Below are 21,395 nucleotides of genomic sequence, written 5' to 3' on the forward strand. Positions count from 1 at the left end.
CTCAGGCACGCATTGCCCTGGGCAATGGGGATGTAGCTCAATGGTAGAGCCTCAGTCTTCCAAACTGATTACGCGGGTTCGATTCCCGTCATCCCCTCCGATTTCATCGTGTTCGTCCGCGCGCGAGCGCGTCGTTTCCGCTCCGTCACCTCATGCCGCCGAGCGAGCACTCCGCGTCGATGCGCCCGGATGAGCGAATCCCGCGGCCTTTCGGCTAGACTTGCTCAGGTTGCGCGGCTGGTCGCGTTACTGAATACCGATACCCACGGGTTTCGGGGCGTAGCTCAGCTTGGCTAGAGCGCCCGCTTTGGGAGCGGGAGGTCGCAGGTTCGAATCCTGTCGCCCCGACCAGGGTCACCCGGCCCAGCCAGGCTGTCACCCGCACGTACCCGCCAGATTTTCGATCATGAGAGGCCAAATTGCCGAAGACGAACGCCGAGAAGCTCAACCCGACCCGCGTCAAGCTGACGGTCTCCGTGACCATGGACGAGCTTGAGCCGCACCTGAAGCGCGCTTACCAGTCGATCTCCGAGCAGGTCTCGATTCCCGGGTTCCGCAAGGGCAAGGTTCCCGCGCCGATCATCGACCAGCGCGTCGGCCGCGAGGCCGTGGTCCAAGAGGCCGTGAACTCCTCGCTCGACGAGTTCTACCAGGCCGCGGTCGCTGAGACGGAGACCCGTCCCATGGGCCGCCCGACCGCCGACGTCGCGCAGTGGCCCGACGCGAAAGACCCCGAGGCGACGCTCGATCTCGAGTTCGAGGTGGAGGCCCGCCCCGAGTTCGAACTGCCGAACTACGACGGTATCGAGCTGACGGTCGACAACGCCGAGGTCGATGACACGGCCGTCGATGCCGAGCTCACCAAGCTGCGCGAGCGCTTCGGTACGCTCGTCACCGTCGAGCGCGCCGCCGCGACCGGCGACTTCGTCGACCTCGATCTCGTCGCCCGCATCGACGGCGAGTCCGTCGACCAGGCCGAGGGCATTTCGTACGAGGTGGGCGCCGGCAACCTGCTCGAGGGCACCGATGAGGCCGTCGAGACGCTCACCGCCGGTGAAACCACCACCTTCACCTCGCAGCTCCTTGGCGGCGAGTACGAGGGCCAGGAGGCCGAGGTCGAGCTGACCGTCACCGCCGTCAAGGAGCGCGAGCTTCCCGAGGCCGACGATGAGTTCGCCCAGATGGCGAGCGAGTTCGATACGATCGCGGAGCTCCGCGAGAGCCTCGCCGAGCAGGCCTCCAAGACGGCCGTGTTCGCGCAGGGGCAGCAGGCACGCGACCTGTTCACCGAGACGCTCATCGAGCAGGCAGGGATCCCGGTCTCCGAGGAGCTCGTCGAGGAAGAGGTGCACCGTCACCTCGAGAACGAGGGGCGTCTCGAGGACGAGGAGCACCGCGCGGAGGTGCGCGTCTCCAGCGAGAAGCAGATCCAGCTTCAGCTGCTCCTCGACGCCATCGTCGAAGCCGAGGGCGTGACGCCGACCCAGGCCGAGCTGTCGCAGTACATCTTCTCCTCGGCTCAGCAGTACGGCATGGAGCCCGCGCAGTTCCTCCAGGCGATCAGCCAGGGCAACCAGATGGGCCTGATCGTCGGCGAGGTCACGCGGAACAAGGCACTCGCGGTCGCGCTCGGCAAGGCGAAGGTCGTCGATAAGGACGGCAACGCGGTCGATCTCTCCGAGTTCACCGCTGTCGACGCCGACGAGCCCGAGACCGACGAGTCCGAGACCGACGACGCCGAGACGGCCGACGCCGAGGAGCCGCAGAAGTCGGAGTAGTCTCCGCTCAGCGCACGCGACTCGCGAACTCGATCCCCCGGACCGCACAGCGGACGGGGGATCGGTTCGTATCCGGCAGGGTGTGCCCAGGGCGAACACGGCCACGGAGAGGCGTGCGAGTCGGTACTCTCGAATCAGTCAATCACGAATGGAGCGCCGAATGGCAGAACAGACGCCACAGCAGCCGAACAGCGTGTTCGAGCGACTGCTCAAGGATCGCATCATCTGGCTCGGCTCAGAGGTTCGCGACGATAACGCGAACGAGATCTGTGCCAAGATCCTTCTCCTCGCGGCAGAAGACCCCGAGGCCGACATCTACCTCTACATCAACTCGCCCGGTGGTTCGATCACCGCGGGCATGGCCATCTACGACACGATGTCGTTCGTGCCGAACGACATCGTCACCGTCGGTATCGGCATGGCGGCCTCGATGGGTCAGTTCCTGCTGACCGCCGGCACCAGGGGAAAGCGCTACATCACTCCGAATGCGCGTGTGCTGCTCCACCAGCCGCACGGTGGGTTCGGCGGGACGGCGAGCGACATTCAGACGCAGGCGCAGCTCATCACCTCGATGAAGAACCGTCTCGCCGAGATCACCGCCGCACAGACCGGCAAGCCGGTCGAGCAGATCAACGAGGACGGTGACCGCGACCGCTGGTTCACCGCCACCGAGGCGCTCGAGTACGGATTCGTCGATTACATCCGCGAGTCGGCCAGTGACGTGGTCGGCGGCGGCGGAACCGGGAAGTAGGCGACAGAGAAAGTGAATGAATCGCAGATGACGCGCGAAATGCCCCGGGCCGGGGGAGCCGGCCTCATGATGCCAGAGTCCCGCTACGTGCTGCCCTCCTTCGAGGAGCGGACGCCGTACGGCTTCAAGCGCCAGGATCCCTACGCGAAGCTCTTCGAGGATCGCATCATCTTCCTCGGTGTGCAGGTCGACGATGCCTCAGCGGACGACGTGATGGCCCAGCTCCTCGTGCTGGAGAGCCAGGATCCCGAGCGGGACATCACGATGTACATCAACTCGCCCGGTGGCTCGTTCACCGCGATGACGGCGATCTACGACACGATGCAGTACATCCGGCCGCAGGTGCAGACGGTGTGCCTCGGTCAAGCCGCATCGGCCGCCGCAGTGCTGCTCGCCGGCGGTTCGCCCGGAAAGCGGCTCGCGCTGCCGAACGCACGGGTGCTCATCCACCAGCCATCGACCGGTCAGGCCGGACACGGGCAGGCATCGGACATCGAGATCCAGGCCGCCGAGATCCTGCGCATGCGCGAGTGGCTCGAGCAGACCCTCTCGCGGCACTCGAAGCGGACGCCCGAGGAAGTCAATCGCGATATCGACCGCGACAAGATCCTCGGAGCGCAGGAGGCCCTGGAGTACGGCCTCGTCGACCAGGTGTTGACGAGTCGCAAGAACCCGCAGGCCGTCTGATTTGCGCGGGCCCCGGGATCGACCACGGCGTCGTCCCGGGGCCTTTCGGCGAGTCTGGGCTCCAATTGTCAGGGGTGACGGCTAGGCTCAAGGGCATTGGCCGAACGGTTGAGGGGGGCCTCGGATGGCGAAGATCGAGAGCAGCGAGCTGCTGAAGTGCTCCTTCTGCGGCAAGTCGCAGAAGCAGGTGCAGCAGCTGATCGCCGGACCGCAGATCTACATCTGCGACGAGTGCGTCGCTCTCTGCAACGAGATCATCGAAGAGCGGCTCGCCGAGCAGCATGCCGAGGCCGACCCCTCCGAGTTCACGCTGCACCGGCCGCGCGAGATCGCCGAGTTCCTCGATCAGTACGTGATCGGACAGGAGCGGGCGAAGCAATCGCTCGCGGTCGCGGTCTACAACCATTACAAGCGCGTGCGCGCCCGGAAGGCGCTCACGAGTGCCGAGGCCGCTGCCGAAGAAGTGGAGATCGCGAAATCGAACATCCTCATGGTCGGTCCCACGGGATGCGGTAAGACGTACCTCGCCCAGTCGCTCGCGCGGCAGTTGAACGTTCCGTTCGCCGTCGCAGACGCGACCGCATTGACGGAAGCCGGCTACGTCGGCGAAGACGTCGAGAACATCCTGCTCAAGCTGTTGCAGGCGGCAGACTTCGATGTGCAGCGGGCGGAGACGGGCATCATCTACATCGATGAGATCGACAAGATCTCTCGCAAGGCCGAGAACCCGTCGATCACCCGCGATGTGTCGGGGGAGGGCGTGCAGCAGGCGCTGCTGAAGATTCTCGAGGGCACTGTGGCCTCGATTCCGCCGCAGGGCGGACGCAAGCATCCGAACCAAGAGTTCATCCAGCTCGATACCACGAATGTGCTCTTCATCGTCGCCGGTGCGTTCTCCGGCCTCGAAGACATCGTCGCCACGCGGATGGGCAAGGGCGGAGTGGGCTTCGGCGCGCCGCTGCCGAACAAGCGCGACGAGGCCGACTTCTTCGCCGAGGTGCAGCCGGAAGACCTGCACAAGTTCGGACTGATCCCCGAGTTCATCGGTCGGTTGCCGGTCGTGGCGACCGTCGATCCCCTCGACGTCGATGCGCTGAAGCGCATTCTCAGCGAGCCCAAGAACGCGCTGGTGAAGCAGTACCAGCGCATCTTCGAGATCGATGGTGTGAGTCTCGAATTCGAAGATGAAGCCCTCGAGGCGATCGCCGAGCTCGCGGTGGAGCGGAAGACCGGTGCGCGCGGGTTGCGCGCGATCCTCGAATCGTTGCTCGGCCCCATCATGTTCGAGGTACCGTCGTCGGACGACATCACCAAGGTGATCGTGACAGCGGAATCGGTGCGCGGTGAGGCGTTGCCGCGGATGCTGCAGTCCCGCGCCGAGCGCAGCGCGTAAGCGTCGGGGAGACTTCGGGGAGCGCCGCGCTGCGGCGATCGCGCGGCTACTACTCGGCGCTGTCGTCCGCGCTGCTCAGGTCGTACGAGAGCAGCACCGACCCGTCCGTATCCGGGATGGTCGTCGCCGAAACGGTCAGTTCGGCATTGATGAGCAGCGCGCTGCGGCCGCCGTCGTCGTTCCGTGACTCGTCGTCGACGGAGAAGTCGCCGTCGTCGATGATCTGATTCCACAGCGCGTCCGCGGCTTCACCGTCCGCGGCGCTGAACACGACGAACCACTCGAACTCGCTGCGGGCTCCGGCATCGTCGACGGTCGCCCCGTCGGGCACCGGGAACGCTTCCGACGGGAACCCGTCCGGCAGATCGGTCGACTTCACATTCGGATCGAACTCGGTCTCCGGTTCCGTCCAGCTCGTCGCCTCGGGAGCCGGGGTCCCCTTCTCGGGGGCTCCGGCGATCTCATCGGGTTCCGGCGCGCACGCGCTCAACGCCACGGCGAGCAGCCCTGCGAGCGCCAGGACCGACAGCGCGTTCGCCCGACGGAGACGTGCGTTCGGTGCGGCATTCATGATCCCAACCAATCGTCGTCGTCGGAGTCGTCCGCTGCCTGTTCGTCGTCGAGTATCTGAACGGAGACCGTGCCGTCGACGCTCTGAGCGACCCTGACGAGTCCGTCGAGCTCGCACCGTGCGCGGCCCTCGAGCCAGGTGAGCGTCCAGGCTGCGGCCGTGGGGTACGCCGCCTCTTGCGCTGCGATCGCCTCGTGCAGCACGACCGGCACGCCCTCGTGCGGCGTTTCGCCGGCCGTCCACCGCGTCCCGAGCCTCATGCTCAGGCCTCCGCGGTCTCGAGAGTGATCCGGGCGACGGTCGGTCGCGCCACGTCGCCGCGTTCGATACGCAGATCGACGATGCGTCCGACGGCCGCCAGGTCCGGACTCGCGGTGATCAACCGCTCCGCGTCGCCTGCGGGAGCCTGGACGACCGCGAGGGTCACGGCAGTCCGCTGCGAGGCCTTCGCCTCGGACTTCGCGCCGCGGATGCCGATCAGGGCTTCGCCGACCAGGTCGAGCAGCCCCTCATCGCCGTCTGCGGCGAGATCCGTCACGTGGGCGGGCTCCGGCCAGGCGGCGTGGTGCACGGAACCCTCGTTGAACCAGGACCAGGTCTCTTCGGTCGCGAACGGCAGGAACGGCGCGAGGAGGCGGATGAAGACGGACAGCGCCTCGCGCAGTGCGGTGACCGCGGATGCCCGGGCGGCATCGTCGGCTTCGGTGGCGCCGTGGGCGCGCTCCTTGACGAGCTCCAGGTAATCGTCGCAGAAAGTCCAGAAGAACGATTCGGTGACCTCGAGCGCGCGTGCGTGGTCGTAGGACTCGAACGCGCGCGTCGCATCGGAGACGACGCGGGCGAGCCGGGTCAACATCGAGCGGTCCAACGGCTCCGTGACCGTTCCCGTTCCGCTCGCATCGAAGTTCAGCGTGAACTTCGCCGCGTTCAGGAGCTTGATCGCGAGTCGACGGCCGATCTTGATCTGCGTCGGATTCTGCGGGTCGAACGCGGCATCGGTGCCGAGCTTCGCCGATGCGGCCCAGTAGCGGACTGCATCGGACCCGTGCTGGGCGAGCATGCCGGCCGGGGTGACGACATTGCCCTTCGACTTCGACATCTTCTTACGATCGGGGTCGAGGATCCAGCCGGAGATGCCGGCGTGGCGCCAGGGGAGCTGCCCGTCCTCGAGCTCGGAACGAAGCAGGGTGGAGAAGAGCCAGGTACGGATGATGTCCTGGCCCTGGGGGCGGAGGTCGTACGGTGAGACGAGTGCGAAGAGCTCGGGATCGCGCTCCCATCCGCCGGCGAGCTGCGGTGTGAGCGACGACGTGGCCCAGGTGTCCATCACATCGACTTCGCCCTGGAAACCACCCGGGATTCCGCGCTGCTCGGGGGAGTACCCCTCGGGTGCATCGGTCGACGGGTCGACCGGAAGCTGCGCCTCGCTCGGCAGAATCGGGGCGTCGAACTCCGGGTTGCCTGCGGCATCGAGGGGGTACCAGACGGGGATCGGCACGCCGAAGAAACGCTGACGGGAGACGAGCCAGTCCCCGGTCAGGCCCTCGACCCAGTTCTCATAGCGAACGCGCATGAACTCGGGGTGCCACTGCAGTTCCCGACCGTGCGCGAGGAGTCGCGCACGACGATCCTCGTCGCGTGCGCCGTTCGCGATGTACCACTGGCGCGTCGATACGATCTCGAGCGGCTTATCGCCCTTCTCGAAGAACTTCACCGGGTGAGTGATCGAACGGATCTCGCCGACGAGTTCGCCCGAGGCCTGCAGCAGCTCGACCATCGCCTTCTTCGCACTAAAGACCGTCTTGCCGGCGAGCTGCGCGTACGCCGCGCGGCCGGCCTCGCTCGTGATCGCCTCGGGCGCCTCGGCGACGACGCGCCCGTCGAATCCGAGGATCGAACGGCTCGGCAACTGCAGCTCGCGCCACCAGACGACATCGTTCACGTCGCCGAACGTGCAGATCATGGCGATGCCGGTGCCCTTGTCGGGCTGTGCGAGATGGTGGGCCACCACCGGCACCTCGACATCGAAGACCGGGGTGCGGACGGTGGTGCCGAACAGGTCCTGATAGCGGTCGTCCTCCGGGTGCGCGACGAGGGCGACGCACGCCGCCAGCAACTCGGGTCGGGTCGTGTCGATCAGAATGTCGCCGTCGCCGACGGCCGCGCTCGAGTCGGTCCGGTGGAACGCGAGCTGGTGATACGCGCCCGGCTGCTCGCGGTCCTCGAGCTCGGCCTGCGCCACTGCGGTTCGGAACGTGACGTCCCACAGCGTGGGGGCCTGCGCCTGATACGCCTCGCCGCGCTCCACATTGCGCACGAAGGCGAGCTGCGACGCGCGGAGCGACTCCGGTCCGATCGTGCGGTAGGTCTGCGCCCAATCGACGGAGAGGCCGAGGGTACGCCAGAGATCTTCGAACTGGCGCTCGTCCTCGACCGTGAGGCGCTCGCAGAGTTCGATGAAGTTCCGTCGCGAGATGGGTTGCTGATCGGCGGCCTTCACGCTCTTCCCGTCACCGCCGTCGTGCGGCGGCACGAAGTCGTCGACGTAGGGCAGGGACGGGTCGCAGCGGACGCCGTAGTAGTTCTGCACGCGGCGTTCCGTCGGCAGTCCGTTGTCGTCCCAGCCCATCGGGTAGAAGACGCGTTTGCCGCGCATGCGCTGGAAGCGCGCGACCGTATCGGTGTGCGTGTACGAGAAGACGTGCCCGACGTGCAGCGAGCCCGACGCCGTGGGCGGCGGAGTGTCGATGCTGTAGACGTCGCCCCGCTCGGCCCCGTCGCGCGCGAAGGCGTAGACCCCGTCTCGCTCCCAGACCGCACCCCACTTCGACTCGAGGCCTTCCAGCTGGGGCTTGTCGGGGATCTCGCTCATGCTGCTCCGTAGTGACGTGAACGCGGGGTTCGATGGGGAGGCACCGTCTCTCCGTGCGGCCCGTCCGCGGGGCCGCGATCGGTGCTTCGGTGCCGGGTTGATCAACCATCTCAGTCTACGGGATCCGCCCGGCGGGGGAGCGACGAGGCGGCGGACCCGATGCTCATCGCGATCGGTCGAGCGGAATCACTCGGTCGCGTGGGCGAGCGCAAGATGCTCGCTCAGGCGACCCCGCCTCGGGCCGCGTTCCGCCCACGCCTGAGCTGCGGCGACCGCCTCGCCGAGTGCGGCGTACGCGATGGCCCGCGGAGCGAGCGCGCGCGTCGTCGTCCCCGTGCGCTCGGCGACGAACTGGGCGAGCGTCTCGGCAGCGGTGTTGAGTCGCGCGAGCGCCGACAGGCCGACCTCGCCAGGACTGCCCATCGCCTCGAACTGCGTGAGGATCCACGGCACGCGATCCGGACCGAACTCGTCGGCGACCCGGAGGAGCCCGGCGCGCACAGCGTCCCGGGGATCGGCGGCCGCCTCCGCTGCGCGGAGCGCGGTGGGGAGCACGGCGAGCGCGGCGTCGAGATCACCCCAGAACACGTCAGATTTCGCCGGGAAGTAGTTGAAGAACGTGCCTCGGCTGACTCCGGCGCGCCGCGCGATCTCAGCGACAGTGGTGCCGTCGTACCCCTGCTCGAGGAAGAGCTCGCAGGCGGCTTCTTCCAGAACCTCGCGGCTCGAGACGCGCGGGCGACCGCGGCCGGCTGGGCCGTCGCTGCTCGGGCGGGACGTCACAGGTCGATCCTATCGACGTCGTGCGCTCCGCCGCTGAGTACCGGATCTCGGCTGTGCGGCGGGCTGCCAAACCGTGCCGCGCTCCAGGAGGCGACCCCGGCGACGCCGACCGCAGCCGCGAGGGTGAGGTAGGCGGCCGGCGTGCCGACGGCCCCGATCGCGGTCCCCAACGCGAAGGCGCCGAGTCCGAGTCCTCCGTCGTAGCCGATGTTCCACAGGGTCGAAGCGGTCCCGGCACCCCGCTCGCGCAGGCGATCGACGGTGGCGACGAAGGTGTCGTTCTGACAGGCCCCGAAGCCGCCGCCGAGCAGCACCGAACCCAGCAGCAGGAGCGGCAGGCGGTCCTCGAGCGACCAGGCGATACACGCCAGGCCGAGTGCGACCGAGACGGCGGAGCCGAACTGGATCCGTCCACTGCCGATCCGGTCCGCGACCGGCCCGGCGGCGACCCGGCCGAGGACAAGGGCGATCGATGCCAGCAGCAGCGCCGTCGCGGCTGCGAACGGCTCGGGTCCCGAGAGGGGAAGAAACGTCGTCACCGCACCGAACGCGCTGCCCGTGAGGACGAGCAGCGCGAGGGGAACGAGCACCGAACGGACCGAGCGGAGGGGCGGGAGCGCAAACCGTCCGCGGGCGGCGCCGGGGAGGCGAAGCGCACAGGCGCAGGCGGCGAGCGAGGTCGCGGTCACGATCCAGAACACCGTGCTGAAGCCGAGGTGCTCGGCGGACCAGACGCCGCCGGCGAGACCGACGACGGTCGGTGCTGCGGTCGCGAAGCCGTAGAGCGACGCTGCGGATGACAGACGCCCCGGTGTCGCGAGTTCGGTCACGAGCACACCTCCCGCCACCACGACGAGACCGAACCCGAGTCCGCGGATCATCGTGACGAGCATTAGCCAGGTGAAGTCACCCGGCAGCAGATAGAGCGGTGTCGGCGCACCCAGCAGGACGGCGCCGATGATGAGCAGCGATCGGAGCGGCAGCAGGCGCATGAGCCAGGGCATGAGGAACTGGGCGGCCACCGTCGCGGCCATCATGCCGCTCGTGACCGTCCCCACGGCGAACGTGTCCGCTCCCTGTTCGACCGCCCACATCGGCAGCACCGGCAGCAGCGCCGCATAGTTGATCAGGGCGAAGAAGGTCGCGCCGACGAGGGGGATGAGCGCGCCCCCGAACCTCCGACCGTGACTCATCATTCCAGTCTGCCACGGTTGGGGTCGCCCGCAGGTGGTGGCTAATGTGGGGGTATGCCAGAACAGAAGCGCGGCCTCGTTCCGAAGCTCATCTCGCGGGCTCTCGAGCTGCGGCTCGTTCGCGCGTTCCTGTTGTACAGCGAGCACAAGGGGTCGATGCTCGCCGACAGCATCACCTATCGCGCACTCTTCAGCGTGTTCGCCGCGGTGCTGCTCGGGTTCTCGATCGCGGCGCTCTGGTTGGCCGGAAACCCCGAGGCGATGCAGTCGCTGATCGCCTCGCTCGACTCGGTCATCCCCGGAATCGGGGATTTCGTCGACCCCGAAGCTATCGAAGCGCCGACCGGGTTCACCATCGCGGGCATCGTGTCGATGGGTGGTCTGCTGTTCGCCGCGATCAGCGCGATCGGCAGCCTCCGGTCCGCGATCCGCATGATCGGCGATCAGGTCACCGAGACTCAGCAGTTCGTCTGGGTGATCCTGCGCAACTTGATGGTGGGCATCGCCTTCGGCGGACTCCTGATCGCAGCCGCCGCAGCCTCGTTCCTGGGATCGGTGGGCATCGACACCGTGTCCGGGTGGCTCGGGTTCGATGCGGGCAGTCCCGTCGCTCAGACGCTGACGCGCGCGTTCGGCATCGCGGTGGTCTTCATCATCGACACCGTCGCGATCGCACTGGTGTTCCGGCTCCTCTCGGGCATCTCCGCGCCGGCTCGCGCGCTGTGGGTCGGCGCCATGCTGGGTGGTGTCGGCCTGACCGTGCTGCAGGAACTCTCGGGGCTCTTCGTGCGCGGGGCGACGTCGAACCCGCTGCTCGCCACGTTCGGCGCGCTCATCGCGCTCCTCCTCTGGTTCAACCTGTCGGCGCAGGTGATCCTCATCGCCAGCAGCTACATCGTGACGGCGGCGGCCGAATCCCAGGATCGCGTGCGCGCGAAGTTCGGTGCCGAGAACTTCGCGCAGCGACGTCGGCAGCGCGCCGAGGACAAGTTCGAGGCGGCACGATCGGAACTGCTGGCCGCTCAAGAGGCCGAGGCGGAGGCCCGCGCGTCAGGGTCCGAATCGGACTCGGAGGAAGAGCCCGATTCGGATTCGGAAGCGAAGCCGAAGACGCGTGAGTAGTTCCTCCGACGACCCGCGCTCGATGTTCGCCGATCACGCGCTGTCGGTGGCGCCGCGATTACTCGGCGCCCGGTTCGCGCTCGCCGGCCCCGAGGGCGAGGTCGCGGTGCGCATCACCGAGGTGGAGGCGTACCACGGTGTCGGAACGCCTGGAGTGTTCGACCCCGGGTCCCACTCGAAGCATCGCCGCACGCCGCGCAATGCGTCGATGTTCGGCCCTCCCGGCCACGCCTACGTGTACTTCTCGTACGGCATGCACTTCGCCATCAACATGGTGTGCTCGCCGGACGGCGTGGCGTCCGGAGTACTGATCCGATCTGGGGAGGTGATCCGCGGCATCGATCTCGCGCGCAGACGACGTGCGGTGCGCCGCAGCACCGTTCCACGTGATGCCCACCTGGCGCGCGGTCCGGGCAACCTCGCTGCGGCGCTCGGCGTCACTCGACCCCTGCACGACGGGCTCGACCTCTTCGCGGCCCCGTTCGCGGTGGAACTCGAGCCGCTCCCGGATGTCTCGACCATCCGCTCGGGCCCGCGCGTCGGTGTCGCCGGGGAAGCCGGCGGCCCGGCGTTCCCCTGGCGGTTCTGGATCGACGGCGATCCGACGGTGTCCGCCTTCCGGCCGGGACGCGGAACCCCAGGGTCGCCTCGCTGACCCTGCAGCACGGCGTCACGCGGATGACGCGAGACCGGGTTCCTCGATACGCTGGACGACATGGCGAACGACACGACGGCTGGTCCGCAGCCCGAACCCGAACTGTCCGAGACGGCCCGCATCGCGCGAGACCTCATCCGTTTCGACACCTCCAATCGCGGAGGAGGGGACGCCGATGCCGAGCGTCCCGCGGCGGAGTACGTGGCCGACTTCCTGCGAGAGCTGGGCCTGGAACCCGGCATCTACGAGTCGGACCCGGGACGCGCGAGCGTGGTGGCACGCGTGTCGGGCGAGGATCCGGACCTGCCGGCGTTGGTCCTCCACGGACACCTGGACGTCGTCCCGGCTGACCCGGCGAACTGGACCGTGGACCCGTTCGCCGGAGTCGTGAAGGACGGGATGCTCTGGGGCCGCGGCGCCGTGGACATGAAAGACATGGACGCCATGATCCTCACGGCAATCGCCGAGCTGCTCCGCGCGGGGGAGCGTCCCCGACGAGACGTGATCCTCGCGTTCTTCGCCGATGAGGAGAACGGTGGCGTGTACGGTGCTCAGTACCTCGTGACCGAGCACCCCGAGTTGTTCGCGGGTGCCGGTACCGCCATCAGCGAAGTCGGCGGCTACTCGATCGACCTGAACGGTCAGCGCGCCTATCTCGTGCAGACCGGGGAGAAGTCGCTGGACTGGGTGCGCCTGCGTGCCCGAGGAACCGCCGCGCACGGCTCGCGCGTCTGGCACGACAACGCCGTCACCCGACTCGCCGAGGCCATCGCCGCGCTGGGCCGTCACGAGTGGCCGCTCGCGCTCTGCGACACCACGCGTGAGCTCATCGATGAGATCGCTGCACTCTACGGCGAGAACCCGCACGAGATCGACCCCGAGCAGTTGGTGCTGCGCGCCGGGAAGGGCGCGGGCTTCATTCAGGCGAGCCTGCGGAACACGTCGAATCCCACGGTGCTGCAGGCGGGATACAAGCACAACGTGATCCCGGACACTGCAGAGGCGCTCGTCGATATCCGCGCGGTTCCGGGAGGGCAGCAGGAGGCGATGGATCTCGTGCGCGAAATCGTGGGCGAAGACATCGAGATCGAGACGCTGCACTCGGACATCGGTCTCGAAGTCCCGTTCACGGGCGAACTCGTCGACGCCATGACGGCGAGCCTCCTGAAGTCCGATCCGGATGCGAAGGTGCTCCCGTACCTGCTCTCGGGCGGCACCGACAATAAGTCGCTCGCGCGTCTCGGGATTGTCGGATACGGCTTCGCTCCGCTCCGACTGCCCGCCGATCTCGACTTCCCCGGAATGTTCCACGGCGTCGACGAGCGCGTGCCGCTCGACGCGCTCGACTTCGGGCACCGCGTGCTCGTCGACCTGCTTCGCAGCTATTGAACAGATAGGGTAGACGGCGGTCTGCTCCCGAACGGGGCTGCAGCGGAAAGGCGACATGGGGATTCTCGAGGCCATCATCCTCGGGATCGTGCAGGGGCTCACGGAGTTCCTGCCGGTCTCGTCGAGCGCGCACCTGCGCATCTCGAGCGAGCTGCTCGGCATCGGCGACGCGGGAGCCGCGTTCACCGCGATCACGCAGATCGGCACCGAAGCCGCGGTCATCGTGTACTTCTGGCGCGACATCGTTCGCATCATCGGTCGGTGGTTCCGCTCACTCACCGGGGCGGTGCCGCGCCGCGATCCCGACGCACTGATGGGGTGGTGGATCATTCTCGGCACACTGCCGATCGTCGTGCTCGGTCTGCTCTTCGAGGATGCGATCGATTCGACGCTCCGGTCGCTGTGGTTCGTCGCCTTCGCGCTCATCGGATTCGGCCTCCTGCTCGGCGTCGCCGACCGGTTCGGCCGTAAGGTGCGACCGATCGAACAGCTGACCTGGAAGCACGGCCTCATCTACGGGTTCGCGCAAGCCCTCGCCCTCATCCCCGGAGTGTCCCGCTCGGGAGGCACGATCACCGCCGGCCTCATCATGGGGTACACCCGTGAGGCGGCGGCACGGTACTCGTTCCTGCTCGCGATTCCCGCCGTGCTCGGATCGGGCGGCTACAAGCTCGTCTCGTCGATCGGCGACCCCACCGCCACGCCCGCCATCCCCACGGCCGTCGCCACCGTCGTCGCGTTCCTCGTCGCGCTCGTCGTCATCGGACTCTTCTTGCGGTACATCTCGAAGCGCAGCTTCATGCCGTTCGTCGTGTACCGCGTCCTGCTCGGCATCACCATCATCGTTCTGCTGAGCACGGGAGTGCTCAGCCCACACGACGGCGCAGCCGTCGCCGCGACCTCCGGAGGAACCCCGTGAGAACCTGGACACCGCCGCAGTTGCCCGAGCTGCCGGGAGCGGGGACCGCCCCGCGCCTGTTCAACACCGCCACGGGACGGCAGGAGACTCCCGCGACCAACGCGGGGCGAGCCTCGCTATACGTGTGCGGCATCACGCCCTACGATGCCACGCACCTCGGTCATGCGTTCACCTACGTGACGTTCGACATCCTGGTGCGCGCCTGGCGCGACGCCGGCCTCGAGGTGGTGTACGCGCAGAACATCACGGATATCGACGACCCGCTGCTCGAGCGGGCGAACGCGACCGGTGTCGACTGGCGCGCACTCGCCGATGAGCAGATCGGCCTCTACCGCTCGGACATGCACCGACTCGGCCTCGTTCCGCCCGATCACTTCGTTGCGGTGACGGAGCAGATCGCCGAGATCGCCGCCGCGGTCGCCCGCCTGCGCGAGATGGGCTACGCCTATACCGTGCCGACCGAGGACGCCGACCAGGACGACCTCTACTTCGACACCGTGGGCGCTTCCGAGCGCTCGCAGTGGCGGCTCGGCGATGTCGCGCCGTACGACCGCGAACTCATGCTCCGCTTCAGCGCCGAGCGCGGCGGTGACCCCGACCGCCCGGGGAAGCGGGACGCGCTCGATCCGCTGCTCTGGCGCGCCGCCCGAGCCGACGAGCCGAGCTGGGAGACGGTCCTCGGCTCCGGTCGTCCCGGATGGCACGTCGAGTGCTCGGTGATCGCGGCACGCGCGCTCGGATGCCCCTTCACCGTGCAGGGCGGCGGAGCCGACCTCGTCTTCCCGCATCACGAGTTCACCGCGGCGCACGCCACCGCGGACACGGGCGTGCCGCTCGCGCACGCCTACTGCCACGTGGGCCTCGTGGGGTACGACGGCTTCAAGATGTCGAAGTCTCGGGGCAACCTGGTGTTCGTATCGAAGCTGCTCGACTCGGGCGCCGACCCGTCGGCGATCCGGCTGGGGCTGCTCGCGCATCACTATCGCTCCGAGTGGGAGTGGCGCGACAGCGACCTCGACACGGCCGGTCGCCGTCTGCGCGCCTGGCGCGAGGGGCTCGAGCGCACGAGCGATGAACCCGCGAGCGCGGCTACGGTGCTCTCGCAGTTGCGAAGCGCCCTCGCCAACGACCTCGACACCCCCGTCATGCTTGCCACGCTCGATGCGGCGCTCGACCGCGGCGTGGATCGTCCGGCGCTCATCGCCGACGCCGTCGAGGCGCTGCTCGGGGTGCGGTTGATCGAGCGCCAGGACTGATCGCCGCCGGGCCGGACCCCGCTCGCGCTATCCGCGCGGATCGGTGTCAGGCTCGTCTGACGCGTCCGGCGCCGCGCCGGGGTCCGTGCCATCCCCGTCATCGACGGGATCCGTCGAAGGGGCGTCTTCGTCGGGCTCGTCGGCCCCGTCAATCGCATCGGGTTCTCCGGGTTCGCCCGGGGCCGGCGCGAACGTCGTGTGGTCCGCGCGGGGCTGTTCGAGGAACTTCTCGAACTCCAGCGCGAGCGCGTCCCCCGTCGTCTCGGCGGCCATGTTCGCATCTCGCGACTCCTCGAGGCGACGAATGTACTGCGTCATCTCCTCATCGGTCGCCGCAATGCGGTCGATGTTCGCCTCCCATTCGGTGGCCTCGTCCAGAAGAGCGCCGCGCGGGATGACGATGTCGAGCAGCTCCTCGAGACGGTCGAGGATCGCGAGCGTCGCCTTCGGGGACGGGGCGCTGTGCACGTAGTGGGGCACCTGCGCCCAGAGCGAGAGCGATTCGATGCCTTCTGCCGCGAGTGCCAGGTCCACGACCGTGGAGATCCCGGCCGGGCCTTCATAGGTGCTGCGCTCGGCGCCGGTCTCAGCACGTCGCGCGGGATTCTCGGAAGACATCGAGATCGCGATCGGTCGGGAGTGCGGGGCGTCCGAGAACATCGATCCGAGCAGGATGACGGAATCGATGTCCCAGACATCGACGAGCTCGACGATCTCTTCCGCGAACGACAACCAATCGCGCGCCGGCTCCACGCCGGCCAGCAGGAACAGGTCGGTGACCGGGGTGCCGTCGATGCGACGCACCGTCTCCGTCTCCGCATCCACGGGCTCAGCGCCCGGGCGCTGGATCTTGCCGTAGAGACGAGTGTCAGGCCAATCTAGGATCCGCTCGCCCTGGTCGTCGAAGATGAGCTTCGGCCGGTGCACCTGGAAGTCCACGTATCCCTCGGCGCCGATCGCGTGCAGGACTTCGGCGTCGATGAGCTCCGCGAGGTGCTGGAGCACGGTCGTCGTCGCCGCTCCGGCATCGCTCCAGCCCTCGAAGGCGGCGATCATGATGCGGGGGCGGGGTGGACGCTGGTCGGCGGACTCGGTCACGTGGGGTTCGGCTCCTTCGGAGGGGGTGGAGTGTCGCACCTAGCGTATCCTGCGCGGCTGGGGGAGCCGGACTGGGTAGACTGGTCCGAATGACGACGCCACGCCACGGAACCCCTGATCTGCGCGCAGTGCTCTGGGACATGGACGGAACCCTCATCGATTCCGAGCCGTTGTGGCTGGAGGCCGAGACGGCGATGCTGTCCCGCTACGACATTTCGCTCTCCGACGAGGTGCGCGAGCAGCTGATCGGGTGCGGGCTGCGCACGGGTGCGGAGATCTTCCGCTCGCTCGGGGTGCCCCTCGATGTCGACACCATCATCGATGAGTGGATCGACGGCGTGATCGCCGGACTCGACCGGACGGGGCCGGCATGGCGCCCGGGTGCGCTCGAGGCCCTGCGCTCGCTCGCCGACGCCGGGATTCCCTGCGTGCTCGTGACGATGTCGGTGCGCCGACTCGCGGAACACGTCGTCGGGTTGCTGCCGTTCCCGGCGTTCGCCGCGATTCTGCCCGGTGACGAGGTCGCGCACGAGAAGCCGCATCCCGATCCCTATCTGCGCGGAGCCGCGGCGATCGGCGTCGATATCGCCGAGTGCCTCGCGCTCGAGGATTCCCGTACGGGCCTGCGTTCGGCTGCGGCGTCCGGCGCGGTCGCGATCGGTGTGCCGCACGAGGTGCCCCTCGAAGAGGTCGCGGCACACGCCCTCTGGCCGACGCTCGAGGGTGTGGACGCGCGAACCGTCCGCGCGGAGTTCGCTCGGCTGCGCGGGGAGACTCCGGGTCCGCGGACGGTCGGCGAACCGGAGCACATCGACGGTCCCGCCGTGTCGGGTCCGTTCCAGTACGGCGATCGCGTGCAGCTGACCGGACCCAAGGGGCGTCTGAACACGATCACGCTCGTGCGGGGCGGCGAGTTCCACAGTCACCGCGGCATGATCGCGCACGCGGCAATCGTCGGGCTCCCCGACGCCTCCGTGCTGCGCAGCAGTAGCGGAGACGAGTATCTCGCGCTGCGCCCGCTCCTCTCCGACTACGTGATGTCGATGCCCCGCGGGGCGGCGATCGTCTACCCGAAGGACGCCGCGCAGATCCTGTCGCTCGCCGACGTGTTCCCCGGAGCCCGCGTCGTCGAAGCCGGGGTCGGCTCGGGTGCGCTCTCGCTGCATCTGCTGCGCGCCATCGGACCGCAGGGGTCGCTGTTCTCCTTCGAGCGCCGAGAGGAGTTCGCCGAGATCGCCCAGGCCAACGCGGTCGCGTTCGCCGGTGCCGCTCCGGAGAACTGGACGGTGACGGTCGGAGACCTGCAGGAGGCGCTCCCCGCGACCTGCCCGAGCGGATCGATCGACCGCGTCGTGCTCGACATGCTCGCGCCGTGGGAGTGCATCGACGTCGCAGCGGACGCGCTCGCGCCCGGCGGCGTCGTGATCTGCTACGTCGCCACGGTGACACAGCTCTCGCGGGTCGCTGAAGGGCTGCGACGCTCCGAGAAGTTCACCCACCCGCAATCGTCCGAGACGATGGTGCGCGGGTGGCACGTCGAGGGTTTGGCGGTGCGCCCGGATCATCGCATGGTGGCGCACACGGGGTTCCTCATCACGGCGCGACGACTCGCACCGCAGACCGCCGCCCCCCAGATGAAGCGGCGTGCATCGAAGAGCGAGTTCGCGGACGCGGACCTCGAAGCGTGGTTGCCCGACCTGGTCGATGGGGACGGCGGCATCTGGACGCCGAGTGTCGTCGGTGAGCGCGGCAAGAGCGATAAGGTGCTCCGCAAGAAGGTCAGGGAGGCCCGGAAACTCGCCGACCAGCGCCGAGACGGCGGGTCGGGCGACGAGCAGTCCGGCCGAGCAGCGCTTCCCGGTGACGACACCGCCGACGGCACAGACGAGGTCCGTTAGGATGTCTGAGGTCAGCACACCACTGCGAGAGGTTTTTATGCGCCGTCGTACCGTCCCAGCGGTTTCCGCTGCAGTCCTTCTGCTCGCCGGCGTGACCGGGTGCAGCGCGAGCGGCTCGGCCGCGAACGACTGCGACGCCTCGTTCGGGCCCGGAGCGATGAGCAGCAGTGTCGAGGTGACCGGTGGCGCGGGCGAAGGGCCGCGGGTGCAGGTTCCCGAGGGCCTCACCGCCGAGCAGTCCCAGCGCTCGCTCATCACCGACGACGGCGCGGACGGCGACCGTGGCGACGCACGGGTCGCCGATGACGACACGCTCGTCGCCGTGAACCTGGCGCTCTTCGAGAGCGGTACCGGTTCCGAGCTGCTGTCGAGCCCGACCTGGGATGCCGATCGAGGCGCGAGTTTCGTGCTGATGGACCCCGAGATGGAGAACCCGCTCGCCGAATCGCTGCGCTGTGCCGTCGCAGGCGACCGTGTGGTCGCGGCGTTCAACCCCGAGGACAGCGCGCTGCTCGCCGGTCAGGGCACCATCGCCGAGGGCGAGTCGATCGTCGGCGTCATCGATGTCGTCACGGTCGACGACCTCGTCGCATCGGGCAAGACGCGGAACCTGCCGTCCGGATTCCCCGCCGTCGTCACCGACGAGTCCGGGCGCCCGGGTGTGGTGCTGCCGCCTCGACCCGCTCCGGACGGGAGTCGTTCGGCTGACCGCATCGTCGGCGACGGTCCCGAGGTTGAGGCTGACGACGCGGTGATCGCGCAGGTGCTCGCGGTCGGGTGGAACGGCACCGTGGATCCGCAGAACAACAGCTGGGACACGATGGCGGGTCAGGGTGGACCGAAGCCGATCGGCACGGAGGACGACATCGCGGCGAGCGGTGCGACCTACCGCGCCGAACTGACGGGGCACACCGTCGGTTCGCAGGTCGTGATCGTCGAGGGCGGCGAGAACGCCCGCGTCGTCGTCGTGGACATCGTGAGCGTTGGGTAGTTCGGTCGTTCGGAGGTGACGATGACGCAGCGCCGCAGAATCCCGGCGGAGCAGCGGATCTTCAGCCTCGTGCTGGCGCTGGTCGCGAGTCCCGAAGGCGTGACGAAGCGCGGTCTGCTCTCGAGCGTCTACGGGTACGCCGATCGATACGATGCGTCGAAGCCCGACGCGGCGCTCGATCGGCAGTTCGAGCGGGACAAGGACCAGCTTCGCGCGCTCGGCGTCCCGGTCGAGACGATCGATTCGCCGCAGGAGCCTGGTAACACCCAGCTCGCGCGATACCGCATCACCAAGGAGCTCCTGCAGATGCCGCGGGAGCTGAGGTTCTCTCCGCGCGAGCTCACGCTGCTGCGCCTGGCGGCGCTCGCCTGGGCCGAGGGCAGTCTGACCGCCGAGTCCCGCCGTGCCGCCATGAAGCTCGAGGCCATCGGCGCCGATGTCGACGTCCGTCATCTGGGTGTCGCGCCGCGTATCGGTCCGCCTGATCCGGTAGCCCAGGTGCTCTGGCGCGCGATCGAGGAGCTGCGTGTCGTGCGGTTCGATTACCGGCTTCCGTCGCGCGATCACTCGCTGACCCGCCGCGTGGCACCGCTGAGGTTGCATCGGGCCGACGGACGTTGGCATCTCATCGGCCGCGATCTCGACCGAGCGGCTGACCGCGTGTTCCTGCTGTCGCGCATCGTCGGCGATGTCGCGGTGACCTCCGAACGGTTCACCTCCGACATGCTGGAGTCGGCAGAGGCGGTGGTCGCCGGCTTGTTGGAGCGCGAGTCCCGGCAACTCGCCACGATCGTCGTCCGCGAGGGGTCCGTCGCGGAGGCTCGGTTGGCGCCGCGCGCGCGCGCTGCCGAGGGCCAGACCCTGACCCTCGGCACCCTCGACTACTTCGAGTACGCGCTTGCCGACGAGCTCGTGACCTACGGCGACGAGGTCACGGTGCTCGACCCTCCGAAACTCCGCGCGGCGGTCGTCCACCGATTGCGCGCAATCGCGGCGTCTCATGAGCGTTTGTCCGTTGATGAGGAGGGTGCGCATGGCTGAGCAGCTCCCGACTCCCGATCGAGTGATCCTGCTGCTCTCGTTGGTGCCGTATCTGCAGGAGCACGGGCCCACCACGATCACTGAACTCTCGCTCGCCTTCGATGCCGAGCCGAAGATGCTGCGCGACCTCGTCCGCTTCCTCGGGACCGCCGGCGTGCCGGGCGAGACGCTGCGCTACCAGCACGAGGATCTCTTCGATATCGACTGGGACGCCCTGGAACGCGACGATACCGTCTCCCTCGTGCAGGCGGTGGCCGTCGACGATGCGCCCCGGTTCTCCTCGGTCGAAACGGCGGCGCTGCTCGCCGGACTGCATGCGTTGACGAGCATGCTCCCCGGTCCGGACGCCGAGATCGCGATGAGCGCGGCCGCGAAGCTGGGTGCGACCTCGGGAGCCACCTCTCCGCTGTCGGTGACGGCCGATCCGCAGGATCCTCGTCTGCCCGACGTGGTGTCCGCCATCGACGCGGGTCGGCTCGTGGAGTTCGCGTATCGGGACGCCGCTGGCAGCGTGACGGAGCGGATGGTCGATCCGTGGTCGTTGACACAGAACGGCGGAGCCTGGTACCTCCGCGGTTACTGCCGGACGCGCGGGGATGAGCGCCTGTTCCGCATCGATCGCATGTCCGGGATCCGGGTGCGCGAGGAGGCGGTGGCTCATCCCGCGCCTCGCGATCGACGCGACCGGGCGAACGACCGCGGGGGAGTGACGGTGATCGCGCTCGCACGCGAGTCCGCGCTGCCGCGCCTGCGCGACGCCTTTCCTGAGGTCCTCGAGCAGACGGCCGATGGACGCGTCCGGATCCGGCTCCGTCTCGGCCATCCGAACGCGGCGGTGACGCTCGTGCAGGCCGTGCCGGGCGACATCGAGATCGAAGCCCCCGCTGCGGCCCGCGAGGCGGTGCGCGACTGGGCCGGGCGCGCGCTCTCGGTCTACGGGGACTGAGCTGGGATACACTGTGGCCGTGTCTTGGAGAACCCGCCGATCCCGCCGCACG

The 21,395-nt window shown here is 68.4% G+C and carries 19 protein-coding genes, 2 tRNA genes and 1 pseudogene; 16 read left to right on the forward strand and 6 right to left on the reverse strand.

Annotation, left to right across the window (positions count from 1 at the left end; translation table 11 throughout):
* Window positions 1–26 precede the first annotated feature (26 nt).
* The 6 genes from J4H85_RS08105 to clpX all read left to right on the forward strand — a co-directional run bounded on the left by J4H85_RS08105 (window position 27) and on the right by clpX (window position 4,609).
* A tRNA-Gly gene (locus J4H85_RS08105) sits at window positions 27–97 on the forward strand.
* A 176-nt stretch (window positions 98–273) separates the two neighbouring features.
* Window positions 274–351, forward strand: a tRNA-Pro gene (locus J4H85_RS08110).
* 68 nt (window positions 352–419) lie between these two features.
* Window positions 420–1,778 carry a trigger factor gene (gene tig / locus J4H85_RS08115; protein WP_208238572.1) on the forward strand — a complete coding sequence of 453 codons (1,359 nt, stop codon included), beginning with the start codon at window positions 420–422 and terminating at the stop codon, window positions 1,776–1,778.
* 148 nt (window positions 1,779–1,926) lie between these two features.
* Window positions 1,927–2,529: an ATP-dependent Clp protease proteolytic subunit gene (locus J4H85_RS08120; RefSeq protein ID WP_208238574.1), complete on the forward strand. Its 603-nt coding sequence runs from the start codon at window positions 1,927–1,929 to the stop codon at window positions 2,527–2,529.
* A 66-nt stretch (window positions 2,530–2,595) separates the two neighbouring features.
* Entirely contained in the window at window positions 2,596–3,216 is a 621-nt protein-coding gene (locus J4H85_RS08125) for an ATP-dependent Clp protease proteolytic subunit (RefSeq protein WP_243893588.1), read from the forward strand.
* A 124-nt stretch (window positions 3,217–3,340) separates the two neighbouring features.
* The gene (gene clpX / locus J4H85_RS08130; protein ID WP_208238575.1) at window positions 3,341–4,609 is read left to right on the forward strand and encodes an ATP-dependent Clp protease ATP-binding subunit ClpX; all 1,269 of its coding nucleotides are present in this window, start codon (window positions 3,341–3,343) and stop codon (window positions 4,607–4,609) included.
* Window positions 4,610–4,658: 49 nt separating this feature from the next.
* On the opposite strand, the gene J4H85_RS08135 is transcribed toward clpX, so the two are convergent.
* From J4H85_RS08135 to J4H85_RS08155, 5 genes are all read right to left on the reverse strand, one after another.
* Window positions 4,659–5,180 carry a hypothetical protein gene (locus J4H85_RS08135; protein ID WP_208238577.1) on the reverse strand — a complete coding sequence of 174 codons (522 nt, stop codon included), beginning with the start codon at window positions 5,178–5,180 and terminating at the stop codon, window positions 4,659–4,661.
* Window positions 5,177–5,440 (reverse strand): Fe-S oxidoreductase, encoded by a 264-nt coding sequence (locus tag J4H85_RS08140; RefSeq protein WP_208238579.1) that lies wholly within the window; start codon window positions 5,438–5,440, stop codon window positions 5,177–5,179. The genes J4H85_RS08135 and J4H85_RS08140 overlap by 4 nt, the downstream gene beginning before the upstream one ends.
* 2 nt (window positions 5,441–5,442) lie before the next feature.
* Window positions 5,443–8,052, reverse strand: a complete 2,610-nt coding sequence (valS, locus tag J4H85_RS08145) for a valine--tRNA ligase (RefSeq protein ID WP_208238581.1) — start codon at window positions 8,050–8,052, stop codon at window positions 5,443–5,445.
* Window positions 8,053–8,238: 186 nt separating this feature from the next.
* Window positions 8,239–8,835, reverse strand: coding sequence for a TetR family transcriptional regulator (locus J4H85_RS08150; protein WP_208238583.1), 597 nt, complete (start codon window positions 8,833–8,835; stop codon window positions 8,239–8,241).
* Window positions 8,832–10,028 (reverse strand): MFS transporter, encoded by a 1,197-nt coding sequence (locus J4H85_RS08155; RefSeq protein ID WP_208238585.1) that lies wholly within the window; start codon window positions 10,026–10,028, stop codon window positions 8,832–8,834. Before J4H85_RS08155 ends, J4H85_RS08150 begins: the two co-directional genes overlap by 4 nt.
* Window positions 10,029–10,082: 54 nt before the next feature.
* Between J4H85_RS08155 and J4H85_RS08160 the strand changes: the two genes are divergently transcribed.
* From J4H85_RS08160 to mshC, 5 genes are read left to right on the forward strand one after another with little or no spacing between them, the layout of a single operon-like run.
* Window positions 10,083–11,150 carry a YihY/virulence factor BrkB family protein gene (locus tag J4H85_RS08160; RefSeq protein ID WP_208238587.1) on the forward strand — a complete coding sequence of 356 codons (1,068 nt, stop codon included), beginning with the start codon at window positions 10,083–10,085 and terminating at the stop codon, window positions 11,148–11,150.
* Window positions 11,151–11,172: 22 nt separating this feature from the next.
* Window positions 11,173–11,805 (forward strand): DNA-3-methyladenine glycosylase, encoded by a 633-nt coding sequence (locus J4H85_RS08165; protein ID WP_208240320.1) that lies wholly within the window; start codon window positions 11,173–11,175, stop codon window positions 11,803–11,805.
* Between the two features lie 60 nt (window positions 11,806–11,865).
* Window positions 11,866–13,194 carry a M20/M25/M40 family metallo-hydrolase gene (locus J4H85_RS08170; protein WP_208238589.1) on the forward strand — a complete coding sequence of 443 codons (1,329 nt, stop codon included), beginning with the start codon at window positions 11,866–11,868 and terminating at the stop codon, window positions 13,192–13,194.
* Between the two features lie 55 nt (window positions 13,195–13,249).
* Window positions 13,250–14,113 carry an undecaprenyl-diphosphate phosphatase gene (locus tag J4H85_RS08175; protein WP_208238591.1) on the forward strand — a complete coding sequence of 288 codons (864 nt, stop codon included), beginning with the start codon at window positions 13,250–13,252 and terminating at the stop codon, window positions 14,111–14,113.
* Window positions 14,110–15,369, forward strand: coding sequence for a cysteine--1-D-myo-inosityl 2-amino-2-deoxy-alpha-D-glucopyranoside ligase (mshC, locus tag J4H85_RS08180; protein ID WP_208238593.1), 1,260 nt, complete (start codon window positions 14,110–14,112; stop codon window positions 15,367–15,369). The genes J4H85_RS08175 and mshC overlap by 4 nt, the downstream gene beginning before the upstream one ends.
* A gap of 27 nt (window positions 15,370–15,396) precedes the next feature.
* Here mshC and J4H85_RS08185 read toward each other — a convergent pair whose 3' ends face one another.
* The gene (locus J4H85_RS08185; RefSeq protein ID WP_307863532.1) at window positions 15,397–16,467 is read right to left on the reverse strand and encodes a proteasome assembly chaperone family protein; all 1,071 of its coding nucleotides are present in this window, start codon (window positions 16,465–16,467) and stop codon (window positions 15,397–15,399) included.
* 89 nt (window positions 16,468–16,556) lie between these two features.
* Between J4H85_RS08185 and J4H85_RS14005 the strand changes: the two are divergent.
* The 5 genes and pseudogenes from J4H85_RS14005 to J4H85_RS08205 form a co-directional block, all read left to right on the forward strand.
* Window positions 16,557–17,120 (forward strand): annotated as a pseudogene (locus J4H85_RS14005) (HAD family hydrolase); the annotation flags it as partial.
* 156 nt (window positions 17,121–17,276) lie between these two features.
* The gene (locus tag J4H85_RS14010) at window positions 17,277–18,365 is read left to right on the forward strand and encodes a tRNA (adenine-N1)-methyltransferase (RefSeq protein ID WP_307863687.1); all 1,089 of its coding nucleotides are present in this window, start codon (window positions 17,277–17,279) and stop codon (window positions 18,363–18,365) included.
* A gap of 91 nt (window positions 18,366–18,456) precedes the next feature.
* Complete coding sequence (locus tag J4H85_RS08195) at window positions 18,457–19,356, forward strand: peptidylprolyl isomerase (RefSeq protein ID WP_307863533.1); 900 nt, start codon at window positions 18,457–18,459, stop codon at window positions 19,354–19,356.
* A gap of 21 nt (window positions 19,357–19,377) precedes the next feature.
* Window positions 19,378–20,397, forward strand: a complete 1,020-nt coding sequence (locus J4H85_RS08200) for a helix-turn-helix transcriptional regulator (protein WP_208238599.1) — start codon at window positions 19,378–19,380, stop codon at window positions 20,395–20,397.
* Window positions 20,390–21,343 (forward strand): helix-turn-helix transcriptional regulator, encoded by a 954-nt coding sequence (locus J4H85_RS08205; protein ID WP_208238601.1) that lies wholly within the window; start codon window positions 20,390–20,392, stop codon window positions 21,341–21,343. Before J4H85_RS08200 ends, J4H85_RS08205 begins: the two co-directional genes overlap by 8 nt.
* Window positions 21,344–21,395: the final 52 nt, after the last annotated feature.

Source organism: Leucobacter tardus (assembly GCF_017583045.1).
Classification (GTDB): Bacteria; Actinomycetota; Actinomycetes; order Actinomycetales; family Microbacteriaceae; genus Leucobacter; species Leucobacter tardus.

Bases quoted from the DNA above. Each gene is read 5' to 3' on its own strand.
- J4H85_RS08120 (WP_208238574.1), top strand. From the start codon at position 1,927: ATGGAGCGCCGAATGGCAGAACAGACGCCACAGCAGCCGAACAGCGTG.
- J4H85_RS08125 (WP_243893588.1), top strand. From the start codon at position 2,596: ATGATGCCAGAGTCCCGCTACGTGCTGCCCTCCTTCGAGGAGCGGACG.
- clpX (WP_208238575.1), top strand. From the start codon at position 3,341: ATGGCGAAGATCGAGAGCAGCGAGCTGCTGAAGTGCTCCTTCTGCGGC.
- J4H85_RS08135 (WP_208238577.1), bottom strand. From the start codon at position 5,180: ATGAATGCCGCACCGAACGCACGTCTCCGTCGGGCGAACGCGCTGTCG.
- J4H85_RS08140 (WP_208238579.1), bottom strand. From the start codon at position 5,440: ATGAGGCTCGGGACGCGGTGGACGGCCGGCGAAACGCCGCACGAGGGC.
- valS (WP_208238581.1), bottom strand. From the start codon at position 8,052: ATGAGCGAGATCCCCGACAAGCCCCAGCTGGAAGGCCTCGAGTCGAAG.
- J4H85_RS08155 (WP_208238585.1), bottom strand. From the start codon at position 10,028: ATGAGTCACGGTCGGAGGTTCGGGGGCGCGCTCATCCCCCTCGTCGGC.
- J4H85_RS08160 (WP_208238587.1), top strand. From the start codon at position 10,083: ATGCCAGAACAGAAGCGCGGCCTCGTTCCGAAGCTCATCTCGCGGGCT.
- J4H85_RS08165 (WP_208240320.1), top strand. From the start codon at position 11,173: ATGTTCGCCGATCACGCGCTGTCGGTGGCGCCGCGATTACTCGGCGCC.
- J4H85_RS08170 (WP_208238589.1), top strand. From the start codon at position 11,866: ATGGCGAACGACACGACGGCTGGTCCGCAGCCCGAACCCGAACTGTCC.
- J4H85_RS08175 (WP_208238591.1), top strand. From the start codon at position 13,250: ATGGGGATTCTCGAGGCCATCATCCTCGGGATCGTGCAGGGGCTCACG.
- J4H85_RS08200 (WP_208238599.1), top strand. From the start codon at position 19,378: ATGACGCAGCGCCGCAGAATCCCGGCGGAGCAGCGGATCTTCAGCCTC.
- J4H85_RS08205 (WP_208238601.1), top strand. From the start codon at position 20,390: ATGGCTGAGCAGCTCCCGACTCCCGATCGAGTGATCCTGCTGCTCTCG.